Origin of the sequence: Streptomyces boluensis (genome assembly GCF_009908195.1) — a bacterium.
GTDB classification, from domain to species: Bacteria; Actinomycetota; Actinomycetes; order Streptomycetales; family Streptomycetaceae; genus Streptomyces; species Streptomyces boluensis.
Map to the genome: position 1 here is coordinate 1 of NZ_JAAAHS010000025.1, position 14,926 is coordinate 14,926.

The window sequence follows — 14,926 nt, forward strand, 5'->3', positions numbered from 1 at the left end:
CGCCGCCGCCCTCCCGGCCCCACGTACGATGACCGCACAGCCGTCGCGTCGAGGTCGGCGGTCGATCCGGACCGGAGGGGGACGCCCGTGATCATCTTTGGTACGAAGGGCTATCTGTACCAATTGGCCATCGTCACGCTGGTGTGCGGCGGTTGCGGGAACCCCGCGGCGCATTCGCTGCGGAAGAAGGTCACGAAGTTCTCGCTGTTCTTCGTGCCGCTGTTCCCGATCTCCACCTCGTACCTCACGCAGTGCACCTTCTGCGGTACCGAGCACAAGGTCCCCAAGGACCAGGCGGACGGGCTGCTCGCCCAGGGTTCGGCCCCGCAGGGCCAGGGCGCGTACGGCCAGCCGCAGTCGGGCCCGCCGCACGGCAACAACCCTTACCAGTAGGCGAGTCGGGCGGCCCGTACGCGGCCGCCCCTCCCCCGGTGAACGAGATCCTCGGCCGGAGAGCGCGGGGCGCAGATCGGACCGGCTGAGCACTTCACGCTGACGTGCCCGTCAGGGCGTGCGTCATGTGGTCGCCGAGGTGCGGCAGCCAGTCGGGGCGCGCGTTGCCGAGGAGGTGGTCGCCGTGCGGGACGGACAGGTAGGTGCCGTGCGGCGCGAGGCGGGCCAGGGGCTCGCCGTCGGTCACGCCGGGGATGACGTCCTGGCCGCCGTCCACGACCAGGAGCGGTGCCGCGATCCGGGGCGCCAGGTCGGTGAGGTCGACGTGCCGGGCGAACTGCCGGGCGGCGTCGGCTCCTCCGGCGCGCCGGGCCATGATCTCCCGTACCGGGGGCGGCAGTTGATCCCAGTCGAGGCGGAAGGGGCCGCTGACCGTGGCGACCGCGGCCACCCGTGGCTCCAGGGCCGCGGCGCGGGCCGCGAACCAGCCGCCGAGGCTGAGGCCGACGAGCCCGACGCGGGGGACGGCGAGGGCGTCGACGACCCGGCCCACGACCCGTTCGTACTCCGGCACGAAGGTCGTGGTGGCCGCGAGTACGCCCTGTCCGGGGCCATCCATCGCGAACACGGCGAGCCCTCTGGCCAGGAGCGCGGACGTCACGTCGAGGAACTCCTCCTTGGCCGAGTCGAGGCCGGGGACGACGATCACGGTGCCGGGTGCGTCGGAGGGGCCGCGCAGCCAGCCGGTGAATCCCTCGCCGCGCACCCGCCGCGCACCGGGCTCAAGTGCGGCGAGCGCCCTGCCCAGGGCCTGGTCGGCCTCGGCGGCGGCGCGGTCCGCCGCCGCGTACGGCGCGAGGGTGGCGAGGTGGAACCAGCGGGCCGCCATCAGCAGGTGCTCACCCTGGGAGCGGGCGGATCGCGCGTCCCGCGCACGCTGGATGTGGCCGCGTCCGGTGCGTACGAAGGACGGTCCCCAGTCGGCGACGGAGTCGAGGGCGTCGGTGACGCGCCGGTACTCGTGCGGGTCGACACCGGCGCCGGTGGCGCGGGTCCACTGGGCGGCGGCGAAGTCGGTGACGTTCATCGGGTTCCTCCGGTCAGCAGGACGGCCTTGCCGCGTATCCGGCGCTCGCGCAGGTCGACCAGGGTGTCAGCGGTCTGGGCCCAGGGGGCGGTGCGGCCGATCTCGGGGTGCAGCCGGTCGTGTTCCACGAGGCTGACCAGGGCCGCGAGATCGGGGCCGTACGGGGCGCCCGCGTAGTGGAAGTGCTGGATCGTGACGCCCTCGGGCCCGCCGAGGAGGTCGAAGAAGTCGAGCGTCACCGGGGTGCGGCTGGCCTGGCCGAACCAGACGAGCAGGCCGCCGGGGCGCACCTTCGCGAGGGCGGCCGGGAGGTCGGGGCCGCCGGTGGACTCCAGTACGACGTCGAACGGCCCCTGGGCGGCGGCGACTTCGTGCACCACCTGGGCGCCGAGCTCCGCGAGCCGCTCGCCGCGTACCGGCGTGGCCGTCACCGCGGTGAGTTCGGCTCCGGCGCCGACGGCCAACTCGGTGACGTAGTGGCCGACTCCGCCCGATGCGCCGGTCAGCAGGACCCGTCGCCCGGCCAGGGACCCGGCCGTACGCAGGAGTCGCAGGGCGGTGATCCCGGCCAGCGGCAGGGCCGCCGCGCGTGCGCTGTCGACCGTGTCCGGTAGCACGGCGAGCGCGTGTGTGGGTACTGCCACGTACTCGGCCCAGCCGCCCTGCGCCGGATGCCCGACGACGCGGCTGCCGATGTCCGGGCCGGAGCCGTCGGCCGCGGCCTGTACGACGAGTCCCGCGATGTCCTTGCCGGGCAGGTACCCCGGCCGGGGGTGTTCGAGGAGGAAGGTCTCGCCCCGGTTCGGGGCGAACGCCTCGACCTTGACCAGCGCCTCCGTGGGTCCGGGCACCGCCTTGGGGGCTTCGGCGAACGCCACCGGGCGTGCCGCATCTCCTGTGGGGATCAGTCGTCTTCGCATGGAGAGGATGCAACCTCGACGACCGCCCGGTGTTCCAACAACGCTCACGCGGATCCGACACCTGTTGGTTGTCACCTAAGGTGAGAGCCGTGGATCTTGACCTGGCGCAGGTGCGTGCCTTTGTGCGGGCCGCCGAGGAACTGCACTTCGGGCGGGCGGCCGGGACGCTCGGTATCTCCCAGCAGGCGCTGTCCAAGCGGGTCGCCCGGCTCGAATGCCTCCTGGGCACCGAGCTGTTCCGGCGCGGCGGCAACGGCGTGCACCTCACCGAGGCCGGGCAGCGCTTCCTCTCCCCGGCCCGGCAGACCCTGGCCGCCGCCGACGCCGCGGTCGCCGCGGCGGTGGGCGAGCACCGTCCGCTGCGCGTCGATGTGTGGGGGCACCTGTACGCGCCGATGCGGACCCTGGCCCAAGTCGCTGGGCGGGCCGGTGAGTTGACGTTGGGGCACGGCCGGGATCTGCCGTCGGTGACGGCGGCGCTGCTGCACGGTGACATCGACGCGGCCTTCGGCCGGGTGCACCCTCCGCTGCCCGCGAAGCTGACGCACCGTCTGGTCCGCCTCGAACCCGTGGACGCCGTACTGAGCGCGGCGCATCCGCTGGCGGCCGAACCGGCGCTGCGTCCTGACCAGTTGCGCGCCAGTGTGCTGTGGACACCGGGTGAGCTCGGCCGGCTCGACTTTCTCCGCCAGTTCGCCGAGCGGTTCGGCATCCGCGCCGGCACGGCGGGCGTCAACCTGGGCCTTGCCCACTTCCTCGCCGAGGTTGCCCAGGATCCGCACCGTTTTTCGCTGCTTCCGGCCGACGTGCCGCTGCCACCGGTCCCCGGCCTTCGCTCCGTCCCGCTCGTCGACCCCACACCGCTGTACGCCTGGTCGTTGCTGTGGCGCACCGGCGACACGCACCCGGGCCTGGACGGCCTCACCGCCGCCTGCGCCGCGGAGGCGGGGCCCGGCCGTTGGCTGGAGTACGACCCGGCACGCGACTGGCTGCCCGAACCGTCCACGGACCGGCGCCCGCCCGGCGACGCTTGAGCGAACGGCGCGAGCCTCGCTGCCCGGCCTCTGCCTCAAGAGTGCCGGTGATAGGCCTTGTTGGAGATACGCCAGGTGCCGTCGGCGCGGATCAGCAGGAAGACGTCGGTGAACGTGTCCGGGCCGTGCGTGAGCGTCATGGTCGCGGTCGCGACGGTGCCGTGCACGTCGACGGTGTCGAGGCGACGGGAGCGAGCCGGTTCGTCCGCGGCCGGCCGCCCCTTGAACAGGGCGCAGTAGTCGTCCAGTTGCCACGAGACGAGTACGCCCTCCCGGATGCCCTCGATGTGCGCGGTGGGCAGGAACGCGTCGCGGAAGTGGGTGGGGTCGCCGGTGGCGTGTCCCCGGATGTAGGCGCGAAGCGGTTCGAGCACGGCGTCGTCCACGGCGGGCGCCGTGGCCGCGACGGCGATGTCGGCTTCCGTGTCGGCAGCCGGGTCGGCCAGGCCGGCCGCACTGCCCAGCGGGGCGTGGGACGCACCGGCGAGCAGGGCCAGGTCCTTGAGCAGCGCGCCGACCGTGAACTCGGCCGTACCCGCACCTGTGCCCGTAGCCGCACCCGCACCCAACTGGCCCGTGAGGAAAGGGCGTTTGCGGGCCACGAGCCCGCCGAGCTGCCCGAGTTCGAGCACGTCGAGGGCCTGGGCGCGGGGCAGGGCGAGGGCGTCGGCCTGCCGCAGTGCGTCCCGCAGCGCGAGGACGGCTCCGGCGAGGCTGTGGTTGGCGACCAGCTTGAGTGCGGCGGCGGTGGCGGCGTCGTCGTAGCGCAGCACGGTGCCCAGCGCTTCCAGCACCGGTCCGGCCCGGTCGAGCGCCTCCGGCTCTGCGGCGGCGAGGATCCGCAGCCCGCCGGAAGCGGCGGCCGGTACGGAGCCGAGCACGGGCGCGTGGATGTACGACCGTCCGTAGCGCCGGGCGAGGAGCGATGCTTCGGCGGGGTCGACGGTGCCGATGTTCAGGACCAGCGTGTCCGTACGCAGCGAGTCGCGGATGTCGTCGAGGACCTGCTCGCAGGCCGGCCCGTCGTACAGCGCCAGGAGCACGAGATCGGCCTTCGCCACGGCGTCGTGCGGGTCGCCGGTCGTCCTGAAGGTGCCCGAGGCGCCCGAGGTGCCCGAGGTCCCAGAGGCGCGCCCGGAGCGGGTCCAGCCGACAACGTCCCAGCCCTGGGCGGCGAGTCGGGCGGCGACGGCGCTGCCCATGCGTCCGAGGCCGAGCACGGCAACGGTGTGTGGTGTGGTCATGCGTGCCAGCGTCGGGCACCACCACACCTGCCACAAGCGCATGTTCCGCAGGGCGGCCCTGCGGAACTCACATACCTCCTCGGCATACTTGCGCCATGGAACTGACCGTGTGGCGGACCTTCGTGACCGTGTGCCGGCTCGGCTCGCTTTCGGCGGCGGCCGTGGAGCTGCATCACACGCAGTCGGCCGTCTCCCGGCAGATCGCGGGCCTTGAGCAGCAGCTCGGTGTGGCTCTGGTGGAGCGCCACGCGCGCGGTATCCGCCCCACACCGGCCGGCGAGGTGTTCCAGCGCCACGCCCTGTCCGTACTCAACGAGGCCGACCGCGCCGTTCGCGCCGCACGGGACGCGCGTGACGGGGCGTTCGACCGGCCGCTGGCCGTCGGTGCGACGCCCTCGCTCGCCGCGGGCATCGTCCCCGAGGCGATCCGGGACCTGCTCGAGTCCAGGTCCGTCCGCTGGAGCCTGCTGCCCGGCCTGAGCGCACAGTTGCACAGCCGGGTGATCGCCGGGGATCTCGACATCGCCGTCGTCACGGACGCACCTCCGGGGCTGCCCCAAGACCCGCGCGTGGAACGCCGGTTGCTCGGTCTTGACGCCATGGTCGTCGTGCTGCCCGTCGGCCATCCGCAGGCCGGGCCCGGCCCGGTGCACATGCGGGCGCTGTCCGATCAGATCTGGGTCGAGGACAACGACGGTTCGGCGGCGCTGCTACGGCAGCACGCGGCCCGTGCCGGAGTCAGCGCCCGTATCGACCTGACCGCCGCCGATCTGCTCGGCAAGCTGGCTCTGGTCGCCACCGGTCACGCCATCGCGCTCATCCCCGGGGTGCTGACGTGCGCGCTGCGGGCCGACGTCACCACGGTGGCCCTGGTCGATCCCCCGACCCGCGGCGTCTACACGCTCACGCCACGCCGCGACCCGCACCCCGCCGCCACATCCCTGCACGACCGGCTCGCGGTGCGGTTCGGCGCGACGGCCACCCCTGCTCCCTGAGTGCGAGGGCCCCAACTCCCTGAGCGCGGGGGCTCGATGAGCTCTCTGAGTGCGGGGGCTCCGTGAGCTCTCTGAGTGCGGGGGCTCGATGAGCTCTCTGAGTGCGGGGGCTCCGTGGTGCGCCGGAGCCCCCGCCGCGCGTGCCGAGCCAGCCGCGTCCGGCACGCGCATCCGGTTCGGGTGCTCCGTGCGGCCGTCGACGTGCACCACCCCGTCCACGCCGCGACCACCGGCACCCGTTCATCGGATCTGAGGGAAGTTTCACAGAATCGACATAAGCGCGAACGCCACCGGATTGCCCCACCCGGGTGACGGAATCACCGCCTCCGCCGAGGCCGCCCCTCGCGCTGCGTAATCACCCCAGGTCAACTACCCATACGGGACAAGGGAATTCGCAGGCTCGATTCGAACGGATCCGGCGAAGATCAGACGATCGAGCGGCTCCCGGTGGCACCCTCACGGGTGGCGTTACGGTGAGCCATGCCCGAACTCCAGCTCCTGCGCCCCGAACACATCCCCGCTCTGCTCACGTTCGAGCAGGAGAACCGGGCCTACTTCGCCCGCTGGGTGCCGGACCGGGGCGACGACTACTTCGCCGAGTTCGCCGCGCGGCTCACGGCGCTGCTCGCCGAACAGGACGCCGGGGTGTGCTTCTTCCACGTCCTGGTCGAGGGCGACGGGGCGATCGTCGGGCGGGTCAACCTCATCGACGCGGTGGACGGCGCCGCCACACTCGGCTACCGGATCGCCGAGCGCGCGGCGGGCCGCGGTCTCGCCACGACCGCGGTACGGCAGGCGCTCGGCCTCGCCGCCCGGTCGTACGGGCTGCGCACGGTGCTCGCGGAGACCACCGTGGTCAACGCGGGCTCGCGCGCGGTGCTCGAACGGACCGGGTTCGTACGGGCCGGGGAGACCACGCTCGACGGGCTTCCGGCGTTGCGCTTCACCCGCGCCCTGGCGCCGGAGCCCGTCGGCGCCGCGTGACCCGACGCCGGACTCCCCACCCAACTACCCATGCGGGCATGCCCGTTCAGGTGTCTTCCGGCCGCTGCGGCAGGACGAGTTCCACGGCGGTCGGGATGAGCGTCACCTGCTGCGCCATCCAGCAGTCCGACTCCTCCGTGCCGATCTCGGTACGGCACCGACGGCACACCAGGTTGGGCCCGTCGCAGCCGTCGAGGCCGCAACACCCGTTCGTACGGCCCTTCTTGTCGGTGACCTCCACGTCCCGCAGGTCCTCCCGGGCGAGGACGACACCGGTCAGGCCGAGCTTCGCGTACAGCACCGCCGCGTCCCACTCGTTGACGGGCCGAAGCGCGGAGGCCTCGGCCCTGGGCGGTTCGTAGGCGAAGGTGCCGGGTGGCATCCGGGGCGGGCAGGGCTCGTCGCGCCCCATCTGGTACGGGGCGAGGGCGTCGTTCGGGTCGGGCAGCGGGACCTCGCGTACCGGGCCGGTGACTTCGCCGTGGCAGTGGCGGCAGCGGAAGACGAACATGCGCCCATCCTCCCCCGGCCGGTAAATCGTTCGCCCCGCGCCGGCCGTCCCGCGTAGCGTGCGCCGGTCGGTGGAGACGTACGCGAGGGGCGGGGAACGGCAGTGGAGCGGTACGACGGCTGGGTGGACGAGGGCTATGGCGCGGTGGCCGACGCGTTCGCGAGGAACTTCTCCGACTTTCCCGAACTGGGCGCCGCCACCACGGTGTTCGTCGACGGCCACAAGGTCGTGGAGCTGTGGGGCGGGGTCGCCGACGAGGCCACCGGGAGGCGCTGGCGGCAGGACACGGCGGTGCCGGTGTTCTCCTGCGCCAAGGGCCTGGTGGCGCTCTGCGTGCACCTGCTCGCGCAGCAGGGCAGCCTCGACCTGGACGCGCCGGTGAGCACGTACTGGCCGGAGTTCGGGCGGCACGGCAAGGAGGACATCACCTGCCGGTCGGTCCTCGGCCACCGGGCCGGTCTCGCGGCGCTCGACGCGTCGCCGTCGTTCGAGGAGATCGCCGCGTGGACGCCGGTGGTCACCGCCCTCGAGGAGCAGAAGCCGCTCTGGGAGCCGGGCACGGCGTACGAGTACCACGGGCATGTCTTCGGGTTTCTGCTCGGCGAGGTGATCCGGCGGATCACCGGGCTCACGCCGGGCGCGTACTTCCGCCGGGCGGTCGCGGAGCCGCTGGGCCTGCGTGCCTGGATCGGGCTTCCGGAGGCGGAGTGGGAGGCGCGGGCCCGGCTCGTCGAGGCGGAGGGGCGGCCCGGGATGCCAGGCCCCGAGCACCTGTTGACCCGGATCGTGACGATGAACGGCTCACTGGTCTTCCCCGGCCTCGACGGGCCGCGCGGCTGGAACGACCCGGCGCTGCTCGCCATGGAGCTGCCCGGCGCGGGCGCGGTCGCCTCGGCGAGCGGGCTCGCGGGGGTGTACGCGGCGGCCGTCACCGGCATCGACGGCGGCGAGCGGCTCCTTTCCACGGACACGGTCTCCGGTCTCGTACGGGAGCTGTCGTCGGGGCCGTCGTGGATCGGCCTCGACATGGGGGTGCGGTGGGGCTCCGGGGTGCTCCTCGACTCGGCGTCGTTCCGCCCGCTCCTTGGCCCGCGCAGCTTCGGCAGCGACGGGGCGGGCGGCCAGTTCGCCTTCGGGGACGACACGCACGGTGTGGGCTTCGCGTACGTCGCCAACCGCATGGTCGGGCACGGTGACGACCGGGCCAACCGGCTGATCACGGCGGTGCGTTCCTGCCTCGGCGCCTGAGCGGCGCTCGCGGGTCGGCTGCCGGGTGAGCTGCTCGGTGAGCCGGACGGTGATCTGCCCGGTGACCGGAAGCTACTGACCGGTTAGAGTGCCGCCCGACAGCGTCATCCGCCGTTCCAGGAGGTCGGGTTGGGCACCATCGAGGATCTCGCCGAGGACATGGACGTCACCGCGCCGACCGGGTACTTCGCCTCGGTCGACGAGGTTGCGGACCGCCTGGCCGAGGCCGGTTATCTGGCCTCGCCGGCCGTCGCGACGACCGTGTTCCTCGCCGACCGGCTCGGCAAGCCGCTGCTCGTCGAGGGCCCGGCGGGCGTCGGCAAGACCGAGCTCGCCAAGGCGGTCGCCGAGGTCGCCGGGGCCCGGCTCGTACGCCTGCAGTGCTACGAGGGCGTGGACGAGGCGCGGGCGCTGTACGAGTGGAACCACGCCAAGCAGTTGCTGCGGATCACGGCGGGCCGCGAGGAGAGCTGGGACGAGACCCGCACGGACATCTTCAGCGAGGAGTTCCTGCTCCCGCGCCCGCTGCTCACCGCGATCCGGGGCGCCGACCCCAAGGTGCTCCTGATCGACGAGACCGACAAGGCCGATGTCGAGGTCGAGGGGCTGCTGCTCGAAGTGCTCAGCGACTTCCAGGTCACGGTGCCGGAGCTGGGCACCGTGAAGGCGTCGCGGCGGCCCTTCGTGGTGCTCACGTCGAACGCCGCGCGCGAGCTGTCCGAGGCGCTGCGCCGCCGCTGCCTCTTCCTCCACATAGGCTTCCCCGACGCGGAGTTGGAGCAGCGCATCGTCCGCCTCAAGGTGCCCGGTCTCGACGCGACCCTTGCCGCCTCGGTGGTGCGGGTGGTGGGCGCGCTGCGGGCGATGGACCTGCGCAAGGTGCCCTCGGTCGCGGAGACCGTCGACTGGGCCCGCACCCTCCTCGCGCTCGGCGCGGACACCCTGGACGAGACGGTCGTACGGCAGAGCCTGGGCGTCGTCCTCAAGCACCAGGAGGACGTGCTGAAGGCGACGGCCCAACTGGACCTGGACGCCGTGTGAGCCCGGCAGCCTCCGAGAACTCCGCGTCCGGGAGCGGGCTCGCCGAGCGGCTGACCGGGTTCGTGCGGGCGCTGCGTGCGCAGGGCGTCCGGGTCGGCACCGGGGAGAGCGTCGACGCGGGGCTCGCGGTCGAGGTGCTCGGCCTGGCCGACCGGGAGCGGCTTCGCGCCGGGCTCGCCGCGACGCTGCTGCACCAGGAGGGCCAGCGGGCGGTGTTCGACCAGGTCTTCGACCTGTACTTCCCGCGCACCGTGGGCGCCCCGGACTCCGTGACGGAGGGTCAAGTCTCGCCGGGCCGTGAGGAGTTGCGGGACCGGCTCGCCGCCGCGCTCGCGGCCGGTGACGGGGCGGGGCTCGAACAGATCGCGGCCGAAGCCGTGGACGCGCTGGGCGGGTACGGCTCCGCGTCCGGCTCCGACGGCTGGTCCGCGTACCAGACCCTGGACCGGCTGCGGCCGCAGACCTTGCTGGCGCGGGTGCTCGCGGCGCTGCGCGCGGAGGCCGGGGAGACGGGGAGCGAGGCGTTCACGGACCGGCTCACCGCCGACGAGATCCGCCGCCGGATCGAGCGGTTCCGTGGCCTGGTGGCGACCGAGGCGCGGCGGCGGGTCGCGGAGCGGCGCGGCACGGACGAGATCGCCCGGCGGGCCGTGCTGCCCAGCGCGGACCGGGTGGACTTCCTCGTCGCGCACAGCAGCCGTCTCGCCGAACTGCACCGCACCGTGGGCCCGTTGGCGCGGAAGCTGGCGACGCGGCTCGCGGCGCGTCGGCGGCGGGCCGCGCGCGGCAGCATCGATCTGCGGCGTACGGTGCGGCGTTCGCTGTCGACGGGCGGGGTGCCGATGCGTCCGGTGCTGCGGCGGCGCAGGCCGGTCCGTCCCGAACTGGTGCTGCTGTGCGATGTGTCGGGCTCGGTGGCGGGGTTCGCACAGTTCACGATGTTGCTCATCCAGGCGCTGCACGACCAGTTCAGCAAGGTGCGGGTCTTCGCGTTCGTCAACTGTGTGGACGAGGTGACCGATCTGCTGAGCCGCGGCCGCGCCGACCCGGCGGGGCTCGGCGGGCGGATCCTGACCGAGGCGACGGTCACGCGGTGGCACGACAGCAGTGACTACGGCACGGCGCTCGGCGAGTTCGCGGACCGGTACGCGCACACGTTCACCCCGCGCACCTGCGTGTTCGTCCTGGGCGACGCCCGCACCAACCGCACCCCGCCGGGCGCGGCGGCCCTGCGCACCGTCCGGGACCGGGCCCGCCGCGTGTACTGGCTCAACCCCGAGCGGCGCGCGCTGTGGGACACGGGCGACTCGGCGGCGTCGGTGTACGCGGACGTCGTCGACATGTACGAGTGCCGCACGGTACGCCAACTCGGCGCGATCGTCGGGCGGTTGCTGCCGGTGTGAGGTCCGGGGCCCGACGGTCCGGCGCAGGTCCGGCACGGTCGGGCGGTCGGTCAGGCGGGCTCAGGGCGCGCAGAGGGTGCAGCGGTCCGTGCCGTCCCAGTCGGACCAGCCGAAGTCGGCGGGCACCAGGGCGCGCCCGTCGAGTTCTTCGCGTACGGCCGCGCGGTAGTGCCAGACGGCGCCGATGTACGGGTGGTAGGCGTCGTGGAAGGCGCGGGAGTCGTGGGCGGCGCCGGTGGCGACCGTCTGCCGCAGGGCCCGCAGCCGCTCGAACATGGCCTGGCCCGCTCCGGCGACGGTGGTGGACGCCTCGATGAACAGGCGCTCGCGGGCGTCGTATATCTCCGCCTCGTCGAGCGCGGCCCGGGTGGCGGTGTCCAGGGCGCGCGGGTCCGGCTCGTCCGGCGGGCTCTGGGCGAGGGTGCGAAGGCGGGCGTGGCAGGTGCCGGCGGCGGCGATGAACTCGTTGTAGACGGTGCGGCGGCGGGCCTCCACCGTGCGGTCCTTGTCGTGCCGGTTGCGCAGGGCGTCGGCCATGACCGTGCCCGAGATCGCGATGACGGCTCCGCTGACCGTCGCGACGAGCGTCCCCCAGTCCACGCTTCCCCCTTGAAGCCGCACTCCAGTGCGGTGAATCTACACGGCGCGCCGGGCCCGCCGGTGCGCCGGTCGACGCGTGCTCCGTACGGAGTCCCTGGGGGTGCGCGGGGCCGTCGGGTCGGCGAGCGTGGCAGGCATGGCACACGACACCTCCGTATCCGATGACGAGTCGGCGCCCGGCCCCTACGAGCTGGCGGCGCTGGCCGAGGAACACCTGACGAAGGCGCGGGGCGCCGCGCACGGCCGCAGTGCCCATCTGGTGCTGCGGGACGGGCCGCTGCGGCAGAGCGTGCTCGCCCTGACCGCCGGGTCCGCGCTCGGCGAGCACGAGGCGCCGATCGCGGCGACGCTCCAGGTGCTGCACGGCCGGGTCCGCGTGACCGCCGTGTCCGGCAAGGAACTCACGCTGTCTGTGGGCGAGTTGGGCCTGGTGCCGGGCGAGCGTCACGACCTGGTGGCGGAGGAGGACTCGGTGGTGATCCTGACCACGGTGACGGCCGGGCTCTAGCACCCCTTCCCCGTACGAACCCTGAGCCCTGTACCGCCGAGTCCGGCCGGTGCGGGGCTCACGTCATGATCGCGCCGAGGGCGACGAAGACGCAGATCAGTACGGACAGGATGGCGAGCAGTGGCCAGACGAAGCGCAGGTACTTGTCGTAGCCGACCTTGGCGAGGGCCACGCCGCCGATGGTGACGGCGGTGGTCGGCACCCACAGGTTCATCCAGCCGCTCGCGGACTGCCAGGCGGTGACGACGACCGCGCGCGAGACGCCCGCGAAGTCGGCGAGCGGCGCGAGGATCGGCATGGCGAGGGTGGCGTGTCCCGAGGTGGAGGGGATGAGGAAGGCGAGCGGCAGGTTCACCAGGAACACGATGATGGCGAAGACACCGGACGAGGTGCCCTTCACGATGCCTTCGATGGAGTGCAGGACGGTGTCGGTGATCCGGGAGTTGTTCATGATCACGGTGACGCCGCGGGCCAGCATGATGACGAGGGCCGGGGAGACGAAGTCACCGGCGCCCTGAACGATCGTGGAGCTGAGCTTCTGCTCGCCGAGCCGGGCGACGATCCCCACCAGGACGGCCGCGCACAGGAAGAGTGCCGCCAACTCCGGGAAGGACCAGCCGAGTTCGATGGAGTACGGGGTCGCGTCGGCCTTGCCGGTGAGGGCACTCGACCAGGGCACCACGGAGAAGATCATGAACGCGAAGACCAGGCCGAGCAGGGCGAGTACGGCCTTGTGCAGCCGGGTGAGTTCGGGTGGCTCCTCGGTCTTCGCGGCGGACTGTTCGCGGTCGCCGGGCAGGAATCCGCTGACGGAACGCGCGGGGTCCTTCTGTACGCGCGTCGCGTAGTGCACGACGTAGCCGACGGTGACGGCGGTCAGGACGATCCACATGATGAAGCGCAGGACGATGCCGTCGCCGAGGGAGATGTCGGCGGCGGCCGAGGCGACCCCGGTGGCGAAGGGGTTGACGGTGGAGCAGAGCACGCCGACCCCGGCGCCGAGGATGGCCGCGCCGACGGCGACCATCCGGTCGTAGCCGAGGGCGAGCATCATCGGTACGAGCAGCCCGTAGAAGCCGAGGGTCTCCTCGGCGAAGCCCTCCACGGTACCGAGTACGGAGAAGGTGACCATCACGCCCGCGATCAGGAGGGCGCCGCGGTCCCGCAGCCGGTGGGCGAGGCGGGCGATGCCGCGGTCGAGGGCGCCGGTCGCGAAGACGACGGTGATGAACGCGCCGATGGCGAGGACGAAGAGGAAGACGCCCGCGCTGCCGTACAGGGAACCGGTGGCGTCGGGGCCGACGGTGCCGGTCTTCTCGTCCTGCACGCCGTACAGGCCGTTGACCGGCGAGAGGAACAGGTCGTTGAGCCGGTCGACGAAGCTCTGGGTCGATTCGACGCGCTGGTAGGTGCCCTGCACGGGCGCGCCGTCGGCGTCGCGTTCGTACTGTCCGGGCGGGATGAGGAAGGCGAGCAGCCAGACGGCGAGGGTGACGATCGCGAGCACCGTGAGGGCGCTGGGGAAGGTGAACTTCCGTCTGCCCTCGGGTGGTTGGGGTTCCTCCGTGATGGTGCTCGCGTCGGCTTCGCTCATCGCGGGGCGTCCGCGCGGAAGTCGGCTGCGTATTCGCGCAGGAAGGCGCACATGGCGTGCACGGTGTTGCGCAGCTCGGAGAAGAGGACGCGTTCGTTGGGGGCGTGCAGGTTGCACATGCTGTCCTGCGCGCCGAACAGCAGCACCTCGGCGCGGGGCGCGGCCTGGGCGAGCCCGTTGACGAGCGGGATGGAGCCGCCGGTGGCGACGTACGCGGCGTCCTCGCCCCAGGCCTCCTTGAGCGCGGTGCGCGCGGCCCGGTACGCGGGCCCCTCGGTGGCGGCCTCGTAGCCGGGCCCGGTGTCGCCGGGGGTGACGGTGAGGGGCACGCCGAAGGGCCGCAGCGAGAGCAGGTGGTGGACAAGCCGGTCCTGGGCCTCGTGCGGGTCCTGCAGCGGGTGGAAGCGCAGGTTCAGCTTGGCCCGTGCGTACGGCACCACGGCGGAGGCGGCGTGTTCGACGCTGGGGGCGTCCAGGCCGATGACGGTGATGGCGGGCCCGCTCCACAGCCGCTCCCCCAGGCCGCCGGAGCCGAGCAGCGGCAGGTCGCCGCGGACTCCGGCGAGGGTGCGGAACTCGTCGTCGGTGTAGCCGGTGCCGGTCCACGCCTCGCGCCGCAGGCCTTCCACGGCGACGTCGCCGTGCACGTCGTGCAGGGTGCCGAGGGCCTTGGTCAGGACGAGCAGCGCGTCGGGTGCCGCGCCGCCGAACTCGCCGCTGTGGCGCGGCTCGTCGAGGGTGCGGACCTCGACGAGCACTTCGGCGGCGCCGCGCAGGCCGGTGGTGAGGGTGGGGGTGCCGGGGCGCAGGTTGCCGAGGTCGGCGATGACCATGGCGTCGCAGGCGAACCGGTCGGGGTCGGTGGGCGGGTAGGAGTCGAAGGCGCTGCCGTACTCCTCCTGACCCTCGAAGACGATCTTGATGCCGACCGGGGGTCGCCCGCCGAAGGCCCGCAGCATGCCGAGGTGGGCGATGACGTTGGACTTGTCGTCGGCGATGCCCCGGGCGCGCAGGCCGCCCTCGATGGGTGTCGGCTCGAAGGGCGGCGACTTCCACAGCGTCTCGTCGCCGGGCGGCTGGACGTCGTAGTGGCTGTAGAGCAGCACGGTGGGCGCGGCCGGGTCGGGCGGCGGGATCTCGGCGTACACCACGGGCGAGGTGTCGGGCAGGTCGATGCGCTCGATCCGTTCGACGCCGGCCTCGCGCAGCAGCCGGACCAGGAGGTCGTGGGCCTCGTGCACGGGCCCGGCGGGAAAGCCGGGGAAGGCGATGGACGGGATGGCGGCCAACTGCTCCAGGTCGGAGCGCAGCCCGTCCATCAGCGCGTCGACGGTGGCGGGGAGGTCCTGGGCGTCGTCCTGCAT

Annotated in this window: 15 protein-coding genes; 8 read left to right on the forward strand and 7 right to left on the reverse strand. The window is 73.0% G+C overall.

What is annotated here, in order from left to right:
• Positions 1-87: 87 nt before the first annotated feature.
• Positions 88-393, forward strand: a complete 306-nt coding sequence (locus GUY60_RS05865) for a zinc-ribbon domain-containing protein (protein ID WP_161694493.1) — start codon at positions 88-90, stop codon at positions 391-393.
• Between the two features lie 94 nt (positions 394-487).
• Here the strand turns inward: GUY60_RS05865 and GUY60_RS05870 are convergent, their stop codons facing one another.
• Together GUY60_RS05870 and GUY60_RS05875 are read right to left on the reverse strand one after the other, a co-directional pair.
• On the reverse strand, positions 488-1,480 hold the full coding sequence (locus GUY60_RS05870; RefSeq protein WP_161694495.1) for an alpha/beta hydrolase family protein: 993 nt from the start codon (positions 1,478-1,480) through the stop codon (positions 488-490).
• Entirely contained in the window at positions 1,477-2,400 is a 924-nt protein-coding gene (locus GUY60_RS05875; RefSeq protein ID WP_161694497.1) for a zinc-binding dehydrogenase, read from the reverse strand. The genes GUY60_RS05870 and GUY60_RS05875 overlap by 4 nt, the downstream gene beginning before the upstream one ends.
• A gap of 89 nt (positions 2,401-2,489) precedes the next feature.
• Between GUY60_RS05875 and GUY60_RS05880 the strand changes: the two genes are divergently transcribed.
• Complete coding sequence (locus tag GUY60_RS05880) at positions 2,490-3,434, forward strand: LysR family transcriptional regulator (protein ID WP_161694499.1); 945 nt, start codon at positions 2,490-2,492, stop codon at positions 3,432-3,434.
• A gap of 35 nt (positions 3,435-3,469) precedes the next feature.
• Here the strand turns inward: GUY60_RS05880 and GUY60_RS05885 are convergent, their stop codons facing one another.
• Positions 3,470-4,678: a nuclear transport factor 2 family protein gene (locus GUY60_RS05885; protein ID WP_161694500.1), complete on the reverse strand. Its 1,209-nt coding sequence runs from the start codon at positions 4,676-4,678 to the stop codon at positions 3,470-3,472.
• 95 nt (positions 4,679-4,773) lie between these two features.
• On the opposite strand from GUY60_RS05885, the gene GUY60_RS05890 reads away from it, so the two are divergent.
• Together GUY60_RS05890 and GUY60_RS05895 are read left to right on the forward strand one after the other, a co-directional pair.
• Positions 4,774-5,673, forward strand: coding sequence for a LysR family transcriptional regulator (locus tag GUY60_RS05890; protein WP_161694501.1), 900 nt, complete (start codon positions 4,774-4,776; stop codon positions 5,671-5,673).
• Between the two features lie 480 nt (positions 5,674-6,153).
• Positions 6,154-6,657 carry a GNAT family N-acetyltransferase gene (locus tag GUY60_RS05895; protein WP_161694502.1) on the forward strand — a complete coding sequence of 168 codons (504 nt, stop codon included), beginning with the start codon at positions 6,154-6,156 and terminating at the stop codon, positions 6,655-6,657.
• Between the two features lie 46 nt (positions 6,658-6,703).
• On the opposite strand, the gene GUY60_RS05900 is transcribed toward GUY60_RS05895, so the two are convergent.
• The gene (locus GUY60_RS05900; protein ID WP_161694503.1) at positions 6,704-7,168 is read right to left on the reverse strand and encodes a hypothetical protein; all 465 of its coding nucleotides are present in this window, start codon (positions 7,166-7,168) and stop codon (positions 6,704-6,706) included.
• Positions 7,169-7,270: 102 nt separating this feature from the next.
• Here GUY60_RS05900 and GUY60_RS05905 point away from each other — a divergent pair, with 102 nt between their 5' ends.
• The 3 genes from GUY60_RS05905 (at position 7,271) to GUY60_RS05915 (ending at position 10,860) form a co-directional block, all read left to right on the forward strand.
• The gene (locus tag GUY60_RS05905) at positions 7,271-8,416 is read left to right on the forward strand and encodes a serine hydrolase domain-containing protein (RefSeq protein WP_161694505.1); all 1,146 of its coding nucleotides are present in this window, start codon (positions 7,271-7,273) and stop codon (positions 8,414-8,416) included.
• Positions 8,417-8,575: 159 nt separating this feature from the next.
• A complete protein-coding gene (locus GUY60_RS05910) occupies positions 8,576-9,457 on the forward strand; it encodes an AAA family ATPase (protein WP_161694564.1) in 882 nt (293 codons plus the stop codon).
• Positions 9,454-10,860: a VWA domain-containing protein gene (locus GUY60_RS05915; RefSeq protein ID WP_161694507.1), complete on the forward strand. Its 1,407-nt coding sequence runs from the start codon at positions 9,454-9,456 to the stop codon at positions 10,858-10,860. Before GUY60_RS05910 ends, GUY60_RS05915 begins: the two co-directional genes overlap by 4 nt.
• A gap of 60 nt (positions 10,861-10,920) precedes the next feature.
• Here the strand turns inward: GUY60_RS05915 and GUY60_RS05920 are convergent, their stop codons facing one another.
• Positions 10,921-11,460: a CchlQ gene (locus tag GUY60_RS05920; protein WP_161694509.1), complete on the reverse strand. Its 540-nt coding sequence runs from the start codon at positions 11,458-11,460 to the stop codon at positions 10,921-10,923.
• Positions 11,461-11,596: 136 nt separating this feature from the next.
• On the opposite strand from GUY60_RS05920, the gene GUY60_RS05925 reads away from it, so the two are divergent.
• Positions 11,597-11,968, forward strand: a complete 372-nt coding sequence (locus GUY60_RS05925) for a cupin domain-containing protein (protein ID WP_161694511.1) — start codon at positions 11,597-11,599, stop codon at positions 11,966-11,968.
• 58 nt (positions 11,969-12,026) lie between these two features.
• On the opposite strand, the gene GUY60_RS05930 is transcribed toward GUY60_RS05925, so the two are convergent.
• On the reverse strand, positions 12,027-13,562 hold the full coding sequence (locus GUY60_RS05930; RefSeq protein WP_161694513.1) for a YfcC family protein: 1,536 nt from the start codon (positions 13,560-13,562) through the stop codon (positions 12,027-12,029).
• Positions 13,559-14,926, reverse strand: coding sequence for a M20/M25/M40 family metallo-hydrolase (locus GUY60_RS05935; RefSeq protein ID WP_161694516.1), 1,368 nt, complete (start codon positions 14,924-14,926; stop codon positions 13,559-13,561). Before GUY60_RS05935 ends, GUY60_RS05930 begins: the two co-directional genes overlap by 4 nt.

Excerpts from the sequence above, each read along its gene's own strand:
- GUY60_RS05870 (WP_161694495.1), bottom strand. The coding sequence starts at position 1,480 with ATGAACGTCACCGACTTCGCCGCCGCCCAGTGGACCCGCGCCACCGGC.
- GUY60_RS05875 (WP_161694497.1), bottom strand. The coding sequence starts at position 2,400 with ATGCGAAGACGACTGATCCCCACAGGAGATGCGGCACGCCCGGTGGCG.
- GUY60_RS05885 (WP_161694500.1), bottom strand. The coding sequence starts at position 4,678 with ATGACCACACCACACACCGTTGCCGTGCTCGGCCTCGGACGCATGGGC.
- GUY60_RS05890 (WP_161694501.1), top strand. The coding sequence starts at position 4,774 with ATGGAACTGACCGTGTGGCGGACCTTCGTGACCGTGTGCCGGCTCGGC.
- GUY60_RS05895 (WP_161694502.1), top strand. The coding sequence starts at position 6,154 with ATGCCCGAACTCCAGCTCCTGCGCCCCGAACACATCCCCGCTCTGCTC.
- GUY60_RS05900 (WP_161694503.1), bottom strand. The coding sequence starts at position 7,168 with ATGTTCGTCTTCCGCTGCCGCCACTGCCACGGCGAAGTCACCGGCCCG.
- GUY60_RS05910 (WP_161694564.1), top strand. The coding sequence starts at position 8,576 with ATGGACGTCACCGCGCCGACCGGGTACTTCGCCTCGGTCGACGAGGTT.
- GUY60_RS05925 (WP_161694511.1), top strand. The coding sequence starts at position 11,597 with ATGGCACACGACACCTCCGTATCCGATGACGAGTCGGCGCCCGGCCCC.
- GUY60_RS05930 (WP_161694513.1), bottom strand. The coding sequence starts at position 13,562 with ATGAGCGAAGCCGACGCGAGCACCATCACGGAGGAACCCCAACCACCC.
- GUY60_RS05935 (WP_161694516.1), bottom strand. The coding sequence starts at position 14,926 with ATGCAGGACGACGCCCAGGACCTCCCCGCCACCGTCGACGCGCTGATG.